Source organism: Colwellia meonggei (assembly GCF_057537295.1).
Map to the genome: position 1 here is coordinate 141820 of NZ_BAAJLZ010000003.1, position 16796 is coordinate 158615.

15 protein-coding genes are annotated in these 16796 nt (G+C 37.7%); 7 read left to right on the forward strand and 8 right to left on the reverse strand.

Going from position 1 to position 16796, the window contains the following annotated elements; all coding sequences use genetic code 11:
* Positions 1–32 precede the first annotated feature (32 nt).
* Genes fdhD through fdhF form a run of 3 tightly spaced genes read left to right on the forward strand, consistent with a single transcriptional unit; the run spans position 33 to position 5342 of the window.
* Positions 33–953, forward strand: coding sequence for a formate dehydrogenase accessory sulfurtransferase FdhD (fdhD, locus tag AC27E9_RS09140; RefSeq protein ID WP_487129409.1), 921 nt, complete (start codon positions 33–35; stop codon positions 951–953).
* On the forward strand, positions 938–2605 hold the full coding sequence (locus tag AC27E9_RS09145) for an NADH-ubiquinone oxidoreductase-F iron-sulfur binding region domain-containing protein (RefSeq protein ID WP_487129411.1): 1668 nt from the start codon (positions 938–940) through the stop codon (positions 2603–2605). Before fdhD ends, AC27E9_RS09145 begins: the two co-directional genes overlap by 16 nt.
* Positions 2598–5342 carry a formate dehydrogenase subunit alpha gene (gene fdhF, locus AC27E9_RS09150; protein WP_487129413.1) on the forward strand — a complete coding sequence of 915 codons (2745 nt, stop codon included), beginning with the start codon at positions 2598–2600 and terminating at the stop codon, positions 5340–5342. The genes AC27E9_RS09145 and fdhF overlap by 8 nt, the downstream gene beginning before the upstream one ends.
* A gap of 86 nt (positions 5343–5428) precedes the next feature.
* On the opposite strand, the gene AC27E9_RS09155 is transcribed toward fdhF, so the two are convergent.
* Complete coding sequence (locus AC27E9_RS09155; RefSeq protein WP_487129415.1) at positions 5429–5824, reverse strand: hypothetical protein; 396 nt, start codon at positions 5822–5824, stop codon at positions 5429–5431.
* Positions 5825–6211: 387 nt separating this feature from the next.
* Between AC27E9_RS09155 and AC27E9_RS09160 the strand changes: the two genes are divergently transcribed.
* Positions 6212–7261: a zinc-binding dehydrogenase gene (locus AC27E9_RS09160; protein ID WP_487129417.1), complete on the forward strand. Its 1050-nt coding sequence runs from the start codon at positions 6212–6214 to the stop codon at positions 7259–7261.
* A 331-nt stretch (positions 7262–7592) separates the two neighbouring features.
* Here AC27E9_RS09160 and ybaK read toward each other — a convergent pair whose 3' ends face one another.
* The 4 genes from ybaK to AC27E9_RS09180 are packed head-to-tail and all read right to left on the reverse strand — an operon-like array spanning position 7593 to position 11512.
* Positions 7593–8063, reverse strand: a complete 471-nt coding sequence (gene ybaK / locus AC27E9_RS09165; protein WP_487129419.1) for a Cys-tRNA(Pro) deacylase — start codon at positions 8061–8063, stop codon at positions 7593–7595.
* Between the two features lie 8 nt (positions 8064–8071).
* On the reverse strand, positions 8072–8680 hold the full coding sequence (locus AC27E9_RS09170; protein ID WP_487129421.1) for a PqiC family protein: 609 nt from the start codon (positions 8678–8680) through the stop codon (positions 8072–8074).
* Complete coding sequence (gene pqiB, locus AC27E9_RS09175) at positions 8677–10338, reverse strand: intermembrane transport protein PqiB (RefSeq protein ID WP_487129423.1); 1662 nt, start codon at positions 10336–10338, stop codon at positions 8677–8679. Before pqiB ends, AC27E9_RS09170 begins: the two co-directional genes overlap by 4 nt.
* Positions 10328–11512: a PqiA/YebS family transporter subunit gene (locus tag AC27E9_RS09180; RefSeq protein WP_487129425.1), complete on the reverse strand. Its 1185-nt coding sequence runs from the start codon at positions 11510–11512 to the stop codon at positions 10328–10330. Before AC27E9_RS09180 ends, pqiB begins: the two co-directional genes overlap by 11 nt.
* Positions 11513–11716: 204 nt before the next feature.
* On the opposite strand from AC27E9_RS09180, the gene AC27E9_RS09185 reads away from it, so the two are divergent.
* Entirely contained in the window at positions 11717–12196 is a 480-nt protein-coding gene (locus AC27E9_RS09185) for an acyl-CoA thioesterase (RefSeq protein WP_487129427.1), read from the forward strand.
* Between the two features lie 21 nt (positions 12197–12217).
* Here AC27E9_RS09185 and AC27E9_RS09190 read toward each other — a convergent pair whose 3' ends face one another.
* Positions 12218–12817, reverse strand: coding sequence for a uracil-DNA glycosylase family protein (locus AC27E9_RS09190; protein ID WP_487129429.1), 600 nt, complete (start codon positions 12815–12817; stop codon positions 12218–12220).
* Between the two features lie 133 nt (positions 12818–12950).
* Positions 12951–14039, reverse strand: a complete 1089-nt coding sequence (locus AC27E9_RS09195) for an OmpA family protein (RefSeq protein ID WP_487129431.1) — start codon at positions 14037–14039, stop codon at positions 12951–12953.
* Positions 14040–14360: 321 nt separating this feature from the next.
* Between AC27E9_RS09195 and AC27E9_RS09200 the strand changes: the two genes are divergently transcribed.
* Positions 14361–15278 carry a M14 family metallopeptidase gene (locus AC27E9_RS09200; RefSeq protein ID WP_487129433.1) on the forward strand — a complete coding sequence of 306 codons (918 nt, stop codon included), beginning with the start codon at positions 14361–14363 and terminating at the stop codon, positions 15276–15278.
* Between the two features lie 138 nt (positions 15279–15416).
* Here AC27E9_RS09200 and AC27E9_RS09205 read toward each other — a convergent pair whose 3' ends face one another.
* Positions 15417–15986, reverse strand: coding sequence for a hypothetical protein (locus tag AC27E9_RS09205; RefSeq protein ID WP_487129435.1), 570 nt, complete (start codon positions 15984–15986; stop codon positions 15417–15419).
* A 195-nt stretch (positions 15987–16181) separates the two neighbouring features.
* Between AC27E9_RS09205 and efpL the strand changes: the two genes are divergently transcribed.
* The gene (gene efpL / locus AC27E9_RS09210) at positions 16182–16754 is read left to right on the forward strand and encodes an elongation factor P-like protein EfpL (protein WP_487129436.1); all 573 of its coding nucleotides are present in this window, start codon (positions 16182–16184) and stop codon (positions 16752–16754) included.
* Positions 16755–16796 lie beyond the last annotated feature (42 nt).

Consider the following 16796-nt stretch of genomic DNA (forward strand, 5'->3'; position numbering starts at 1 on the left):
TTTATTTTTTAGTTAGTTATGTTTAATCAGATATGAGTAATAAGACTGCAGTACAAGCTGTTCAACCATTAGCCCCTTCAACAACAGAGCTGAGTAAGTTTCGTTATCAAGCGGGGAGCCGAGTATTGCAAGTTGATAACGTGCTTATTGAACAACCATTGCAAATTCGTTTGCTGTGGCAACAAACAGCTAATCAAGCATATCAAGCGCAAGTATTTTCTATCACAATGCGTACACCCGGTGATGATGAAGCGTTAATTATTGGCCTGATGCTTTCAGAAGGTGTCATACAAAACTATTCACATATCCACAGTATTGCGCCAGAAGTTGATGATGAAGACGCCGCCTCAAAGACGATAAATGAAAACCAATGGCAAGTGACATTAAGTACTGGGGTTGTTCCTGATATTAAGTCGCTTGAGCGATTTCAAGTAACTTATAGTAGTTGCGGTTTATGCGGTACAACATCGCTTAAGTCGTTAGAGATGAAGAACCCACCTGCGTTAAGCCCAAAAAAACATTGGCTGGCGTTTTCTACTGTTAGCCAAATGCCAGAACTTATGCGTATAGAGCAAGCTCAATTTGTACAAACGGGTGGCTCGCATGCCTCGGCGTTATTCAATGAATATGGTCAGCTTGTCGATATTAAAGAAGATATTGGCCGTCATAATGCACTTGATAAATTACTTGGTGCAAGGTTGCAGCAGGGTAAAATTAGCTCGTCACAACAATGTGTGTTAGTTAGCGGTCGTATTAGTTTTGAAATAGTGCAAAAAACCGTGATGGCAGGTATTGCTGTTTTGGTTGCTGTTGGCGCACCGTCTGAGTTGGCCATATTAGCGGCAAAGCGTTTTAATTTAACTTTAATTGGCTTTACCACAAAAAGCGGATTTAATTTATACCATGGTGATTGGCGAATGTTGCCATTGGAGGAAAAATGTCAAAAAATTTAACTGCCTTAGCTCAACGTCAAGGAATCGATAATACGCTATTTCAAGAGCTAGTGATTGGCGAGGATACAAAGTCAAAAGCGCAACGTAAAGCCAAAGCAAAAGAGCTTCTTATTGGTGAAGCTATTGTACACGGCACCGCCAGTTTTTATGACTTTATTGATGGTGATAACGCAAATAAAAAGGCCTATGTTTGTAACGGTTCGTCATGCATGTGTGCTGAAACTCAAACTGAGGTAATAACGCAATTACAAAGGTATTATCAGGCGGATGAAATTGGTCACGTTACGTGTTTAGGGCGTTGTGCTGAAAATGGTGCTTTTCAAATTAATAAAGAAAACTACTCTGGTGAAGACATTGAAAAACTTGATGATATTGTAAGCGCTAAAAATATTGAATCGGCAGAATTTTATCATGTTGAATCTTGTATCGAACCAGCAATTTTAACTGCTGAAATTAATGATGTAGCGGCATATTACCAAGTGTTTACTGACGTTATTCAACAATATTCAGTTGATGAACTATTACAACAAGTTACTGATTCTGGCCTGCGGGGCAGAGGTGGTGCAGGTTTTCCTACCGGGTTTAAGTGGCGCTCGTGTCGTGACGTTGTTGGCGATGAAAAATATATTGTTTGTAATGCCGATGAAGGTGATGCCGGCGCCTTTAGTGATCGTTACTTGTTAGAGCAAAGGCCGCATTCAGTGCTATTTGGCATGTTAATGGCTGGTTACTTAGCGGGTGCTAAAACCGCTGTTCTTTATATTCGTGATGAATACCCACAGGCGATTCGCGCAACAGAGCAGGCGATTAATGAATTTGAAGCATTAAATTTACTAGAGACAAGTGAATTTAACTTTAATTTTAAAATTATTAGAGGCGCTGGCGCTTATATATGTGGTGAAGAAACAGCACTATTACGGTCAATTGAGGGGCAACGTCCTTTAGTTTCAGTACGTCCGCCATTTCCAACCCAAAGTGGCTTGTTTGGTTGCCCGACAATATTAAATAATGTTGAAACCTTTGCTTCAATTAACTTTATATTATCTGCAGGTGCAGATAAGTACTTAGCGTTAGGTAATGGTAAATCAACGGGCAGTAAACTTGTTTCACTTGATGGTAGTTTTAATAAGCCCGGTATTTATGAAGTAACTATGGGCATGCCACTCGCTGAATTATTTACTGTTGCGGGAGGTTTTTCAAAACCGCTTAAAGCCTTACATATTGGCGGACCTCTTGGTGGTGTAGTGCCAGTTTCTGCGATTGATAATTTAACTATAGACTTTGAATCATTTGCTGAAAATGGCTTTTTATTAGGGCATGCCAGTGTTATCGGCTTACCAGAATCGGTTTCTATGATTGACTATATCGAGCATTTATTTGAGTTCACAGCAGCTGAGTCGTGCGGGAAGTGTTACCCGTGTAAATTGGGCTCGGTTCGTGGGCAAGAAATGTTGCAAGATGCTATATCCGGAAAACAATTAATTGATAGTGAACTCCTTGATGATTTACTCGAAACCATGCAATTAGGCTCATTATGTGCGCTTGGTGGTGGTGTGCCGCTGCCTATTCAAAACATTTTGCAGTATTTTTCTGATGAAATTCATCCTTTTATCAAGGTAAGTAATTCAAGTGAGGAGTCGACTCATGTCTAATCATATTGAAACTAAGGTAGCGTTTTTAAACGGTGTTGCGCATGAGATTGTTGCACAGGAAACTGTACTGGAATTTAGTCGAAGGCTAGAACAGAGCGAGCAACGAAAAATTCCAACTTTATGTGATGATACCCGACTCGACGCCTATGGTAATTGTCGGGTTTGTTCGGTTGATATTGCGCTGTCGGCCGATGGCCCGAAAAAAGTTATGGCATCGTGTCATACTCCAATCAGCGATGGCATGCATATTTTTACTAACTCAGCTCGAGTTGAAAAGTTACGTAAAAATATTGTCGAACTGGTGTTAAGTGATCACCCTGATAATTGTGAAGAATGTCCATCCAACAATTATTGTGAATTACAAGATGTTGCCGTTGCTACTGGCGTTAGAGAGATACGTTTTGGCAATGAGGAAAGTCGAGGAAAACAAAGCCGTGATAGCCTGCCAGATGTTAGTAAAGATTCCGAACATCCGTATATGCGTATGGATTTATCCTTGTGTATTGACTGCAATCGTTGTGTGCGAGCTTGTGATGAAATTCAAGGTGAACAGGTTTTATCTGCGGTAGGACGAGGCTTTGATAGCCGAATTATTAAAGGCCAAGATGTTAGCTTTAGTGATTCTGACTGTGTTTCCTGTGGCGCTTGCGCACAAACGTGTCCAACTGGAGCCATTAGTGATGTCTTTCGTGCCAATAGGGTGCCAGATGCCGAGAAAATTCGCACAATTTGTTCGTATTGTGGTGTTGGTTGTAATTTGGAAGTATCGGTTAAAGATAATGAGATTTTATCTATCGAAGCACCGAAAGATGCAGCTGTAAATGCTGGACATACTTGCTTGAAAGGTCGTTATGCGTGGCGATTTTATAATCATCCAGACCGATTAACCACACCACTTGTTAGAATTGATGGCGAGCTAACACCTGTTACTTGGCAGTATGCATTTGAGTATTTAGCTAAGCGCTTGTTAACAATTAAAAATAACCATGGTAATGATGCAATTGCTGGTATTTCTTCAGCGCGTTGTACCAATGAAGAGAATTATCTATTACAAAAAATGATCCGAGTGGTTCTCGGTACCAATAATATTGATTGCTGTGCACGGGTATGCCATTCACCAACAGCCTACGGTATGCAAAAAAGCTTTGGGACAGGTGCGGCGACTAACTCGATTGATGATATTCAAGATACTGAATTTATTATGCTTATTGGTGCTAATCCAACGGCGGCACATCCGGTGACGGGCGCAAAAATCAAACAAAAAGTGATGAAGGGCACACCACTGATCGTGCTTGATCCAGTGAAAACAGAATTAGCACGCTTTGCCCAATGGCATATTCAATTGCGTCCAGGTACAAATGTCGCTGTGCTAAATATGATGGCGTATTTTATTATTGAGGCTGGTTTAGTTGATACAAGTTTTGTTGATAACCGCACTGAAGAGTATCAAAGTTATCATGATGCCATTATGTCGCTTGATATTGATGAGCTAGCGGGTATTGCTGGTGTTGATAAATCATTAGTTCGTGACGCCGCGATTGCTTATGCAAAAGCAAATAATGCCATGAGCTTTCATGGCTTGGGTGTTACTGAACACTCACAAGGAAGCCGAGCAATTATGTGTATCGCCGATTTAACTATGCTTACCGGTAATATCGGTCGGCGTGGTGTGGGGATGAATCCGCTGCGCGGGCAAAATAATGTTCAAGGTGCTGCCGATATGGGCTGTCAGCCACATCAAGGCGCAGGGTATTTCCCTGTTGATAGTGATGAAAACCATCAATATTATCAAGAACATTATAATGCTGACATGCCAAAAGACATCGGCTATAAAATCCCTGAAATGTTTAATGCCGCATTGGCAGGAGATTTAAAAGCACTTTGGATTTTAGGTGAAGATGTTGTTCAAACAGATCCAAATCAACAACATGTTGTTGCTAGCCTTGCCAATTTAGACTTGTTGATTGTGCAAGAAATTTTCATGTCAGAAACGGCAAAAATGGCTGACGTTGTCTTGCCAGGCACCTCGTTCTTAGAGAAAAGCGGTACATTTACTAATGGCGAACGTCGTGTTCAAAAAGTCAATGCAGCTGTTACACCAAAAGCGGGTTGTAAAACTGACGGCCAAATTATTGTTGAAATGATGAATGCTCTCGGTTATACGCAAGCTGATTATAGTGCAGATTCTATGCTTGAAGAGATTGCTCAAGTTGTACCATTTTTTGCTGGTATTACTTGGGATAACTTAGGTGAAGATGGCTTGCAGTGGCCTGTTGAAAAGGGGGGTAAAGATACGCAAATTTTACATTTAGAGTCATTTAAGCGTGGCTTAGGGCGTTTTCATTTTTATCCATTTGAAGAAAGTGTGGAAATTGAAAAAAATGGTAAAGCGTTTCCATTTATCCTTACTACCAGCCGTAATTTAGAACATTATAATTGTGGCACTATGACGCGACGCACAGGTAATGGAGAAATAGTTAGCGAAGACGTATTGCTGATTAATAATCAGGATGCGCTTGATAAGAATATAACTAACAATAGTCGAGTAAGGTTGTTTTCAGCACGTGGTGAAATTGTCCTAAAAGCACAGTTAAGCAATAAAGTGAATAAAGGTATTTTATTTACCACTTTCCATTTTCCAGAGCTGATGATCAATCGAGTTACCGGTGATGTTACGGATAAGCACACTAAATGCCCTGAATATAAAGTTGTTTCTGTTGGTATAGAAGCGATTTAATTAGTTAACCTATGAACAGTTATAGTGAATAGTATATTTGGCGATTTAATGTTCTCATTAAATCGCCAATTTAATTAAGTGGTTCGTTATGCGCTTACAACATTATTCAATTGCTCTTCTAACCAACTAATTGCATTATCGCGACCTAATTCTAGCCCTGAAAACTCTTTAATATTTAAGTCGTCCATTTGTCTGACGGCGGCTAACCCTTTGATTTGTTCTTCGTTAGCATGGCCATAGTTTATTACAGCCGCTGCTTTTAAGCTTTTTGCAGAGCCTATACAAAGTAGCGCTTCAAAAGTGTAACTATAGTTGTTAAGGCGATTAACCAATACTCCATATGATTCGTTGAAGTGCCTACTCATTAAGGCGTCATATTCTTCCATTAACTCTAGAGTAACCACGATATCTTGATTAATGATTAATTCCGCAATATTGGGGGCAATTAACTTTATTTGAGCGAAGCGAGTGGTGATATTCATTGTAATACTCTTTCCTGAAATTGTTATTGTGATCCTGAGCTAAAAATATTATTTGTTGATGGAGTTTTTAAGTTGTCTTTTAAATATAGGGCATATTGTATATCTTCTCTAATTATTATATTAATACGGATAAACAACAATTTAAAAAGTTAAAGATTTGTTGGTGATTTGTTTCTTGATGTTTTATCTGGGTAGTTATGAACATGTGGCAGTTTTATAACCGCTTAGAATAGTAATAATATTACTGTTACTTATGAAGTTACCGTACATGTTGCAATAGTCCATTTAAGTAGCCCGTCTTCACATAAATAGTTTCATAATCTGACTTTATTCGATACTCTGTTTACTTATTGATTTAATTATTAAAAATAGGGATTAGTTTTGGTTATGTCAGCACCTAAAATGGTTAAAGGTTTTAGCTTAAAATTCAGTGAAGACAGTGAACTCACTTCTTCTCAGCGTATTTCATTATCTGAAAAAACACTGCCTGCCCTTAATAAAGGGCAAGTGCTGGTCAAAATGCTAGCTACACCAGTAAATCCATCTGATTTAGTTTATTTACTTGGTAAGTATGGCGTAGCACCAAATAACGGCGCATTTGTTGGTTTTGAGGGCTGTGGAGTTGTTGTCGAGGAAAACGCTGGGCTCTATGGTAAGTGGCTCAAAGGTAAGCGGGTTGCGCTTTCTGCTCAACCAGGCAAAGATGGCGTTTGGGCAGAATATGCCATTACTAAAGCAAATTATTGTTTACCAGTACGTAAAGAATTAACAGACACACAAGCTGCTACTATTATTGTCAATCCTTGCACTTCGGTATGTTTAGTGGAGCGGGCAATCGAACTTGGCGCAAAAGCAATTGTTATTAATGCTGCCGCGAGCCAAGTCGGTAAAGGTGTAATCCGTTATGCAAAATTAAAAGGAATTAAAACCATAGCGACAGTGCGTAGCCAAAGCAATGTTGAATTACTTAAAGCGTTAGGCGCTGATATTGTTGTATTAACGATTCAGCAAGATTTCGATGAACAATTAAAGCAAGCAGCGAGAGCATTGAATGCTACAGTTTTGTTAGATTCGGTAGCAGCAGAAGATACACCAAAAAGCTTAAAAGCTATGCCGAATGGTTCAACAGCAATTGTTTACGGACGTTTAACGGAAACTTTTGATCCACTCGGCGGTTTATTTAGTGTTGCTGATGTAATATTTCGAGACATCCGCATTGAGGGCTTTTGGCTGGCGAAATTTATTGGCGATGCTTCGCCATTAAAAGTCCTATCATTAAGTTCGAAAGTTCAAAAACTGTTTGCCCAAGGCATATTTAAAACCGATATTTACGCCAGTGTTGGTTTTGATGACTTTGCTCAAGCACTTGATTATTACGCGCAAAACAAAAGTACTGGTAAAGTAATTTTAATGCCAAATTTAAATAATAACGAATAGCTAGCATTAGGGCGTGTTGATCTTTGGTGTATGTTTTTGCAGTAGTTTAGTGAGTATTTAAACAAGATAGAGTTTTTACACGTGGCTGTTCCACATAAAAAATTGATAACAAAGTAGAAATAATCAATAAACGCTACCCTTAAGGTTCGTTAAAAAGTGATTTACTCATTGTTGTAGCTCATTTATATAGAGTAACTATACTTCAATCGCTACGCCTTGATTAAATCACTTTTAATTTGAATAAAATTTATACCATAAATATCAACACGCCCTAGTTAAAATAGAAGGCTTTGCTTGATTAAATAGTCAGCGTGTTTAAGTGCGTTAAGCACTACTGGTAACAAATATCTGCTACTGTTGCCGAGAGTGCTTTTTTCAGTTCGATAGGAGAGAGCACTATTTCTAAACCGCGCTTGCCGCCGCTGATATACATGGTTGCTAGTGTTTCAGCTTGCAAGGCTATTACTGTGGTTAAGTGTTTTTTTTGCCCTAAAGGGCTGACGCCACCTAGAACATAACCTGTTGAGGTTTGAACTTTATTCGCGGGTGCCATCACAACTTTTTTTGCTTTCAGCACTTTGGCTAACTTTTTTAAATTTAACTTTTCAGCTACAGGTAAAATTGCAACCGCAAGGTAGTCATTGTTTACTTCAACCACTAAGGTTTTAAAAACAATACTTGGATCAAGGTTGAGCTTAGTTACCGCCTCTAATCCAAAAGCTTTATTGTTAGCATCATGCTGATATTGGTGTAACTGATACGGTATCGCTAGCTTATCTAATTGAATGATTGCTGGTGTCATATTACGAGCTATTTAACACTTAGTTTGTTGGTGATGTTTTTTGCCAAGTTTGCAATTGATGCTCGCATTTTTGCAACTGAATGGGCGTAACCGTCTTGGTCTAAATCAACACGTATATCAAAGTGAGTCAATGTTTCAGCGTGCTTAAATAGAGTGTCATTATTTATTTGATAGCTGCCTTTTAACAATATTTGAGACTGATGTGTTGCCTGAAATGCATCTATATTAATGATGATATCTGAGTTTTCATTAGCATCAATCTCTCTCAATACCGAGAAGGTGAAGGTGCGATGTTGATTATTCAATTCTTCAGCTAAAGCTTTAGCTATCCCTTGGTCTAGTGGCTCAGCCCACATATGAAAATTTGAATAATGTAATTGATGCTCAGAAAGGTGCATAACTAAGTTTGGTTGACTAAGGTATTCGGGTAGGGTACTTAACTTAACAGACACTATTTCGGTGCTATCCTTATTTGAATTAATACCGTTTTCCGTTACAACTGAAGTCATTATTGTCGGGCTATTTAATAAGTAATACTGAGTTTTCGGAGTATTATTTGAGCTGCATGCCGACAAAAATAAGATCGCCATTAGACATACTGAATTAGCTACTTTCATTGATTTACTCCATTATTTTTAGTCGGAACTGGCTCAGTAGTTTCGCCGCTATTAAATATTAAACTGTTTGGTTTGTGTTTCAGTTGATTTAATAGTGGTTTTAATTCATTCATGGTTGAAGTGAGTGTTTTTAGCGTAACACGTAAATCTTCATAGCCTTTTGAACCAGATGATAAGTCTTTTGTAAACGCATCAATACCTTGCAGAGTTTTACTTAATTTATTGCTAAGTTGCTCTTGTTCAACCTGGCCGATGACGCTGGCTAAGCTTTGACTAACGGTTTGTAGTTCTTTGGCCGTTTGGGTAAATTCCATCATGAGTTGATTAGCATTATCACCTAAATGATTAAGCGGAATATTATTTAAGTTATCCATAAATTGTTCCGCTTTAGCGGTAATTTGTGAAAAATCATCGGTACTAGTTGGAATCACAGGGTAGTTATCATATTTTGCAATTTCGCTGAGCGGCTGATCTTGACGATGTTGTAAATCAACAAACAAACTGCCCGTTAATATGTTACCTGTACGTAAAACTGCTTTTAGACCATTTTCAATCCAATAAATATTTTGTTCTGCCATTAAGCTCTCGCCTTCCTCGTTGTCAGGCAAACCGACACGGCCAGGTTGTAAGCTGATTAACACTGGTATTTTAAAGTCTTCTTTTATTAGTTTATCTTGTGGGCGAGATAGAATTAAATTTGTCGAACGTACTTTACCAATTTGTACGCCGCGGTATTCAACAGGTGCACCTACAGAAAGCCCCCGAATAGAGTCACTAACAAGTACAACAAATTCAATTGAACGACGGTATCTCTCGTCGTCAGCGGCTTCATAATTAGCGTAAATATCATAATATGATCGTTCACCAATTTTTTCACCGATTTCCATGCCTTCAGGAATACCAAAGGTAACACCATTAGTCAGCATGGTTTCAAAATTGCCGGTTTTAACCGATATACCATCAGCATTTAAATCAAGTCGAAGGCCACTAACATCCCAAAATTTTGTATTACTGGTAATAAGTTGGTGGTATGGGGCTTTAATAAATGCATTGTAATAAACTACCCGCTCTTCGAAGTTAAAATAAATATCTTCAAACTGCCCAACGGTTAGGCCTTTATATATGATGGGATCACCTTTGGCATAAGCAAATTGATCATTACTATTGAGCGTAATATGCAAACCAGGTGTGCCAACAGGCGTTACTGGTGGAGATTCTAGCGCCTCATATTCGAAACGTTCATCGGCACTTTTTCCTGGTGATATTTCAATATAAACCCCTGAAATTAATGTACTAAGACCTGATACGCCCGTGTGAGATATTTGCGGAGAAACCACCCAAAACATACTATCGTCAACCAGAAATTTTTCTGCCGATTTCTTTATTTTTGCAGTAACAATAACGCCAGCACCATTGTCATTAAGCTCGATTTGGCTCACTTCACCAATATCAACATTGCGGGACTTAATTTTTGTTTTTCCTGCCTCCATACCTTCTGCTGTAGCAAAATGAATATTTATCTCGGTACCTTCATTTTGCCATTGGTAGTAAATCATCCAGCAGCCAATAAATACCGCAATAAGTGGAATAAACCAAACCGTAGAAATAGTTTTAATCGGTTTTACGGTTGCGTCAGGTGTTGACGTTTCATTGTTCATTATTTTTATTATTCCATATTAATGTTGGCTCAAAACTCATTGCAGCTAGCATGGTTATTATAACTACTCCTGAAAACGCAAGTGTTGCAGCTCCTGGCGTTATGCTCATTGTTGGCCCTAGCTGAATTAAACTTGCTAAAACAATAACAACAAAAACATCTATCATCGACCAACGACCAACAAACTCTGCCATACGATACCATTTTATTCTTTCTAAGCTTAACGTATCACTTTGTTTTTGCACACTATAATTTAACCAGGCTAAAACTAATATTTTTGCAACAGGTACGATAACACTGGCAATAAAAATAATCGCAGCAATAGGATATGAACCTAAGCTCCATAACAAAATTACTCCACCGATAATTGTACTGGGGTCATCCTGACCAAATAAGCTGGTGGTCATTATCGGCAATGTATTGGCTGGAATGTATAAAATAACTGCTGTTATTAAATAAGCCCAAGTTTTTTGCACGCTTAATGTATGAGTAATAGGGTCTTCGTGGGCAATTTTATGTTTACTTTCTTGGATTTCAATTTTATGAGCTTTCTCTGTTTTGCTCAGAAGCTGATAAAGTTGGCTTTGATCTATATGTAGTACAACTAAGGTCATGCATAAAGAAAATAATGTGAATGCATAAAATGATAATCCTAACTCAATATCTGCCATTGAAATAATTTTAATTAAACTGACTAAGGCGCCAATAAGAAATATTTCAGCCATACACCAAGGTAACAGCTTAAACACCATGTTGAGAATTTTCCTACCATACTTAGGGTGTAAGCCTTTATTCATTGGAATGAGTAAATAGATTACAGAAAGCAATACCACTGTGGGAATTGCAAAAATAGTCAGTAACTCAATAAATGCTAATACTTGGTAGTTGTTATCAATTAGACCAAAAAAACTCGAAACTAGATTAAAGTTGTTCTCTAAACCGTTTGTGCTGAATGACAAAAACTCAAAGGGTAACGATGCTAATAAAAATATTAAGGCAGTAATGGCAAATGCAACAATGCGCTCATTAGCATTTCGATGCACAATACTTAAAGTGAAGCCGCAGCGTGGACACTGTGCTTTTTGATTTTCTGCTAAATTTGGCATTGCAACGATTAAAGCGCATTCATGACATTGAACTTCACCTAATTGTGTTGCAGTACTGGGGGCTTGCATAAAATCTCTAAAAATCAGATATTTTTCGAATATATAGATAAATTAGCATATTTTTACGCTGATTTAATTCAATTTTTGTTTAAGAGGCAGGTTAAGTTGTTTAAGGGCGGCTAATTTAAATAACTTAGCTGGCGATACTGGGAAAAAATGGATTTAAGGCTATATTAATGAAAGCAATTCAGTAATTTAACGAGGTCGATTTTTATGGATAACAATAATTCTATTGAGTTTTGTTTTCTAGCTGAGCCTACCGATGTTAACTTTGGCGGTAAAGTTCATGGTGGTATGGTAATGAAGTGGATTGACCAAGCATCCTATGCCTGCGCAGCTAAGTGGAGTAAACGCTATTGTGTAACCGTTTCAGCTAATGGCATTCGCTTTATTCGTCCTATTTTAGTTGGGCAAATGGTGAGCGTTAAGGCACAAATTGTTCATACCGGAAAAACAAGCATGCATATTTATGTTGCTGTGCGAGCTGGTGATCCGAAAGAAGAAGACTCTGTAGTGACTAATCGTTGCTTTATAACTTTTATGGCAATTGATGAATCAGGTTTTGCTATTAAGGTTCCATCATTTACCCCTGAAAAAGAGGAAGAAAAACTATTAGAAGAAGTGGCGATTGAAGCAAAACAATTTGCCAAAGCGCTAGATAATGACTTTGTTGAAAAGCTCGGCTGGAAATGATAGCTGGCAGAAGCCAGCGCATTATAGCGAAATTATTTTACGGGTATGCTGGCGTAATTCATGAACAACTTCTAGCTCAAACCAAGGGTTCTTCTTTAACCAAATATTATTGCGTGGGCTTGGGTGAGGAATAGGCATTACTGCAGGGGTACTTGTGTCAAAGTAGCTACGCCACTGCTTTACCGTTTCGGTTAATGTTTGTTGTGATTTTGTTGCTAGGTGCCAACTCTGTGCATAACCACCAACTGCAACAATAAGTTCAATATTAGTAAGCTGTTGAAGTAATTTATTTCGCCACTTTTCTGCACATTCAGGTCGAGGCGGTAAATCTCCTGATTTTCCTTTACCTGGATAGCAAAATGCCATGGGTAAAATGGCAAAAACTTTGTCATTATAAAAAGTTGATTTATCAACACCTAGCCATTCGCGCAGTCGGTCACCACTTTTATCATCAAAGGGAATGCCTGACTGATGTACTTTTAACCCAGGAGCTTGACCTGCAATCAGTATTTTTGCTGTCGATGAAACCTGTATAACAGGGTTCACACCATGCGGTAAGTGTTGATAGCATAAAGTACATTGCTTTACGTCTTTAACTATCTGGGTCAGTGTTTCAGGCATATTTAATTATTTCTCTAGTTTAATTGACAAGTATTTTAAGGTAATGGCTCATGATACTTTAGACGAAAAAAAACGCTGATACTCTATAGTAACAGCGTTTTAAGATGTTAGAGCTAACGTTAAGTATTATTTATTAACGTTTAACAGCAACTTTATTTTTAACACTTACTTTTGCTTCAATACGTCTATTCTCAGCGTGTGCTGCGGCATTGTTAGCAGGGTTTAACAACTGCTCTTCACCAAAGCCTTGTGCAGTTAAGCGAGATGCATCAATGCCAAATTCACTTGTTAACACATCTACAATCGCATCAGCACGTTGTTGTGAAAGCTTTTTATTGAATGCAGCAGCACCTTGGCTTGATGTATGGCCATTAATTGCTAATGAAGTGTGTGGATATTTCTTTAAGAAATCTGCAGCAATTTTAATGTTGTCAAAGTACTCTGGTTTAACTACCGCTTTTGAGTTATCAAAATTAACTTGTAGGTTTAACTCGTCATTTTCTTCAGTAAAGATTGTACAGCCTTTGCTATCAACTTTATCAGTGCTAGGGGTTGCTTTACATTGATCTTTGCTGTCTATAACTCCGTCATTATCACTATCAAGTAGTTTAGACACTATTGGTGCAACGGCAGCAGGTTTAGCTGCTGGCTTAGTTGGCTCTGAACGAACAATTTTCTTAGCGCTATCGCCGAAAAAGTATATAAAACCAATTTGTGCACTTAAATCAGTAAACTTGTTATCAAACTGATAATGCCCGTTACCTTCAAAGTAAACAGCACTGCGCTCACTAAGGTAATGACGGTAACCTGCACCAACGTTAGCAGATAAGTCTGAATCAATCACGTCAATAACACTTGCGCCACCCATCACATAAAAGTTTTGCTTACTTGGAAAGTACAAATAATTGGCAGCATAGTTTTTGCCAGACGGGGTATCAGGAACCCAGTCAGTTAAGGTCAAATTAAGGCGAGTGTACGATAGTCTTAATTCTGAATGCTCAGAAAAACGATAGCCATATTCTGCACCTATACCATTGGCATGCTCGACAAAGTCCTTATCATTCCATGTTAATCTGTCATCATCGGTGTTCATTCTCATGCCATGAATACCAATATAGCTCTTTCCAACCAGCTCTTCCGCTTTAGGTTGTTCTTGTGCATTCGCACCGAATGCACATAGTAAACTTGAAATTAATAATGTTGATATTTTTGAGTGGCGCACAATAAAATTCCTTTTGATATGAGAAATGTTAAAAAATTGTTGTTATTGTAACCATTTTATTGCAATTGTTCTTTTTTTGCAGCATTTATCTAAAAAATAGTGTTATTTTTTATAAAATTACTGAATTATTGTCGAATGTGGCAAAACTACTCCCCAGAATAATTTCCAATGACTATGTTAACTGTTTATTCGTTAATTGATTCAGCCTATAAAAATGAAAAATAACCAAATAACTAGTATTTGATTTAATCGGCTAACGTTATAATCGGGAAGTTATAGCCGTAACCGGTTAATTTAATTCGCAAGTAATTAGGTAAAGTGATGGAAAATAAAGCAAGCTATTCAATTGGCACAAAAGGCCAGAAGTGGTCTGATAATGAAAAAGTACAATGGCTCAGTCAACAACAAATTAAGCGTAGTTATTTGCAACAAGTGATAACAAAAATTGAGGCATTAGAGGCTTCATATCATGTTGAGCAATATGGTCAGCTTGATTACCAAGATAAAAACTATCCATTATTTTCGCTTAAATCGAAAAGTTGGCAAAACGATAAGCCTACCGTTTTAGTTACAGGTGGTGTTCATGGTTATGAAACCAGTGGTGTCCAAGGAGCTATTCGCTTTTTGGAAACTGCAGCTCAAGCATTTGCTAATGATTTTAACTTTGTGGTTTTACCTTGTATTAGCCCTTGGGGTTTTGAAACGATAAATCGTTGGAATCCGTTAGCAATTGACCCAAATCGTTCCTTTTATCAAAACAGTCCCGCTGCCGAGTCAGCAGCAGCGTTGCAATATGTTGAGTCATTAGCTGTTGAGTTTCTGTGTCATATTGATTTACATGAAACCACAGACACCGACAATAGTGAATTTAGACCAGCTTTGGCAGCACTTGATGCGATAGAGCAAAAGAACTGGAACATTCCAGACGGCTTTTATTTAGTCGGTGACAGCACTAAGCCACAAAATGACTTTCAACGGGCAATTATTGAGTCGGTTGAAAAGGTGACTCATATCGCACCAGCAGATGATGAAAACAAACTTATTGGCGTACCTTTATCTCAATTTGGCGTTATTAATTATGCGGCTCGAGAATTAGGATTATGCATGGGGTTAACTGATGCGCCTTATGTAACAACCACTGAAGTATATCCTGATAGTCCATTGGTTGATGATGAAAATTGTATTATTGCGCAAGTAGCAGTTATTACAGGAGCACTTAATTATTTGCTGGCAATTTAAAGCATTCCTATTCCCTTAGTTTGAAAGTGATGCTGTTGTTAACTTAAATATAAAGCTCTGAAAAATTAGGCTTAACAGAGCTTTTTATAGCCATGAAATAATTATACTCTTGTGTTCTAGTATCGAATTTAGTTTACATTAAAAGATCACAATATCGTTTTCACTATGACAATAATTAGATAAGAATACTTCACCTTGGCGGCTAATGGTGATTTGGTTGTGTTCTATATTGTTAACAGTAGGAGTTATAAGTTTAGAAAATTTATCGGCAATAACTTCTATACGCTTTCCTTGTGCGCCTACTGCATCAAAATCTGCCTGATGTAAGTCCATGAACTTGTTCAGCTTTTCAACAATTAATTTTTGCTTAGCCAAGGCTGCTTTATTTATCTGATATGAATGCTCAGTATTTTCAAACGCTTGCAGACTTAATTTTTCTATTTGTGCGGTATATTTACTAAGTTGCTTTTCAATAGCATGAATAGGAGTTTCTAACTTCTTCATAACATCTTCTTCTTTCTTTAATGCTAAATATGCTAGTGTTTGCTTGGAATTTAGAGGAATCTCTTTGATAACCTGACAATCTTCTATCAATTTTATACTGTAACGTTCGGTTTCTGTATGATTTTTAGCAAGTACTGTGCTATCTAAAAATAGGACGGAAAGAACTAATACGGTTGTAATTAATAATGTTTTAAATGTGTGCATGTTTGATCTTACATTAGGGGTTTAATAGTAAGGTCGCTGTGACAGGTAATAAAGTTTATTTTCTAATTCAAATATTACGATACTTTTTTGGTTTATGCGCTAGCTCAGTATAACTGGCTATTCAGTCGATCTTTTCTTGCATAATTAGCAATACATGTTATTTTTCCTGCATAAATTAATTTAGGATGATTTTCCATGCCCAAAGCAAGTGATATAAAGAAGAATGCCGCAATAGAATATAACGGCAAAGTGATGATAGTACGTGATATTGAACGCTCTGTGCCACAAGGTCGTGCTGGCGGTAGCCTTTATAGAATGCGTATGTACGATGTAGTAACTGGCGGTAAGGTTGACGAAACATTTAAAGCAGAAGAGATGTTAAATTTTGCTGATTTAACACGGAGACCGTCAATGTTTTCATACATCGATGGTGATGAATATGTTTTCATGGATAATGAAGATTATACGCCATATAACTTAAATACTTCTTCTATTGCTGATGAAATCTTGTTTATCAATGAAGATACTCAAGGCTTACAGATTATTATTGTTGATGGTGTACCTGTTGGTGTTGATTTACCATCAAGTGTTGAGTTAGTGATCACAGAAACTGACCCATCTATAAAAGGTGGCTCAGCAACAGCACGTACAAAGCCAGCTATTTTATCGACGGGTTTAACGGTACAAGTGCCTGAACATATTTCTACTGGCGATAAAATTAAGGTGAATACTGAAGAGCGCAAATTTATGGGGCGCGCTGACAAATAGCATAGCCTTTTATTGTTATAAATTTAAGCCAACGAAATAACG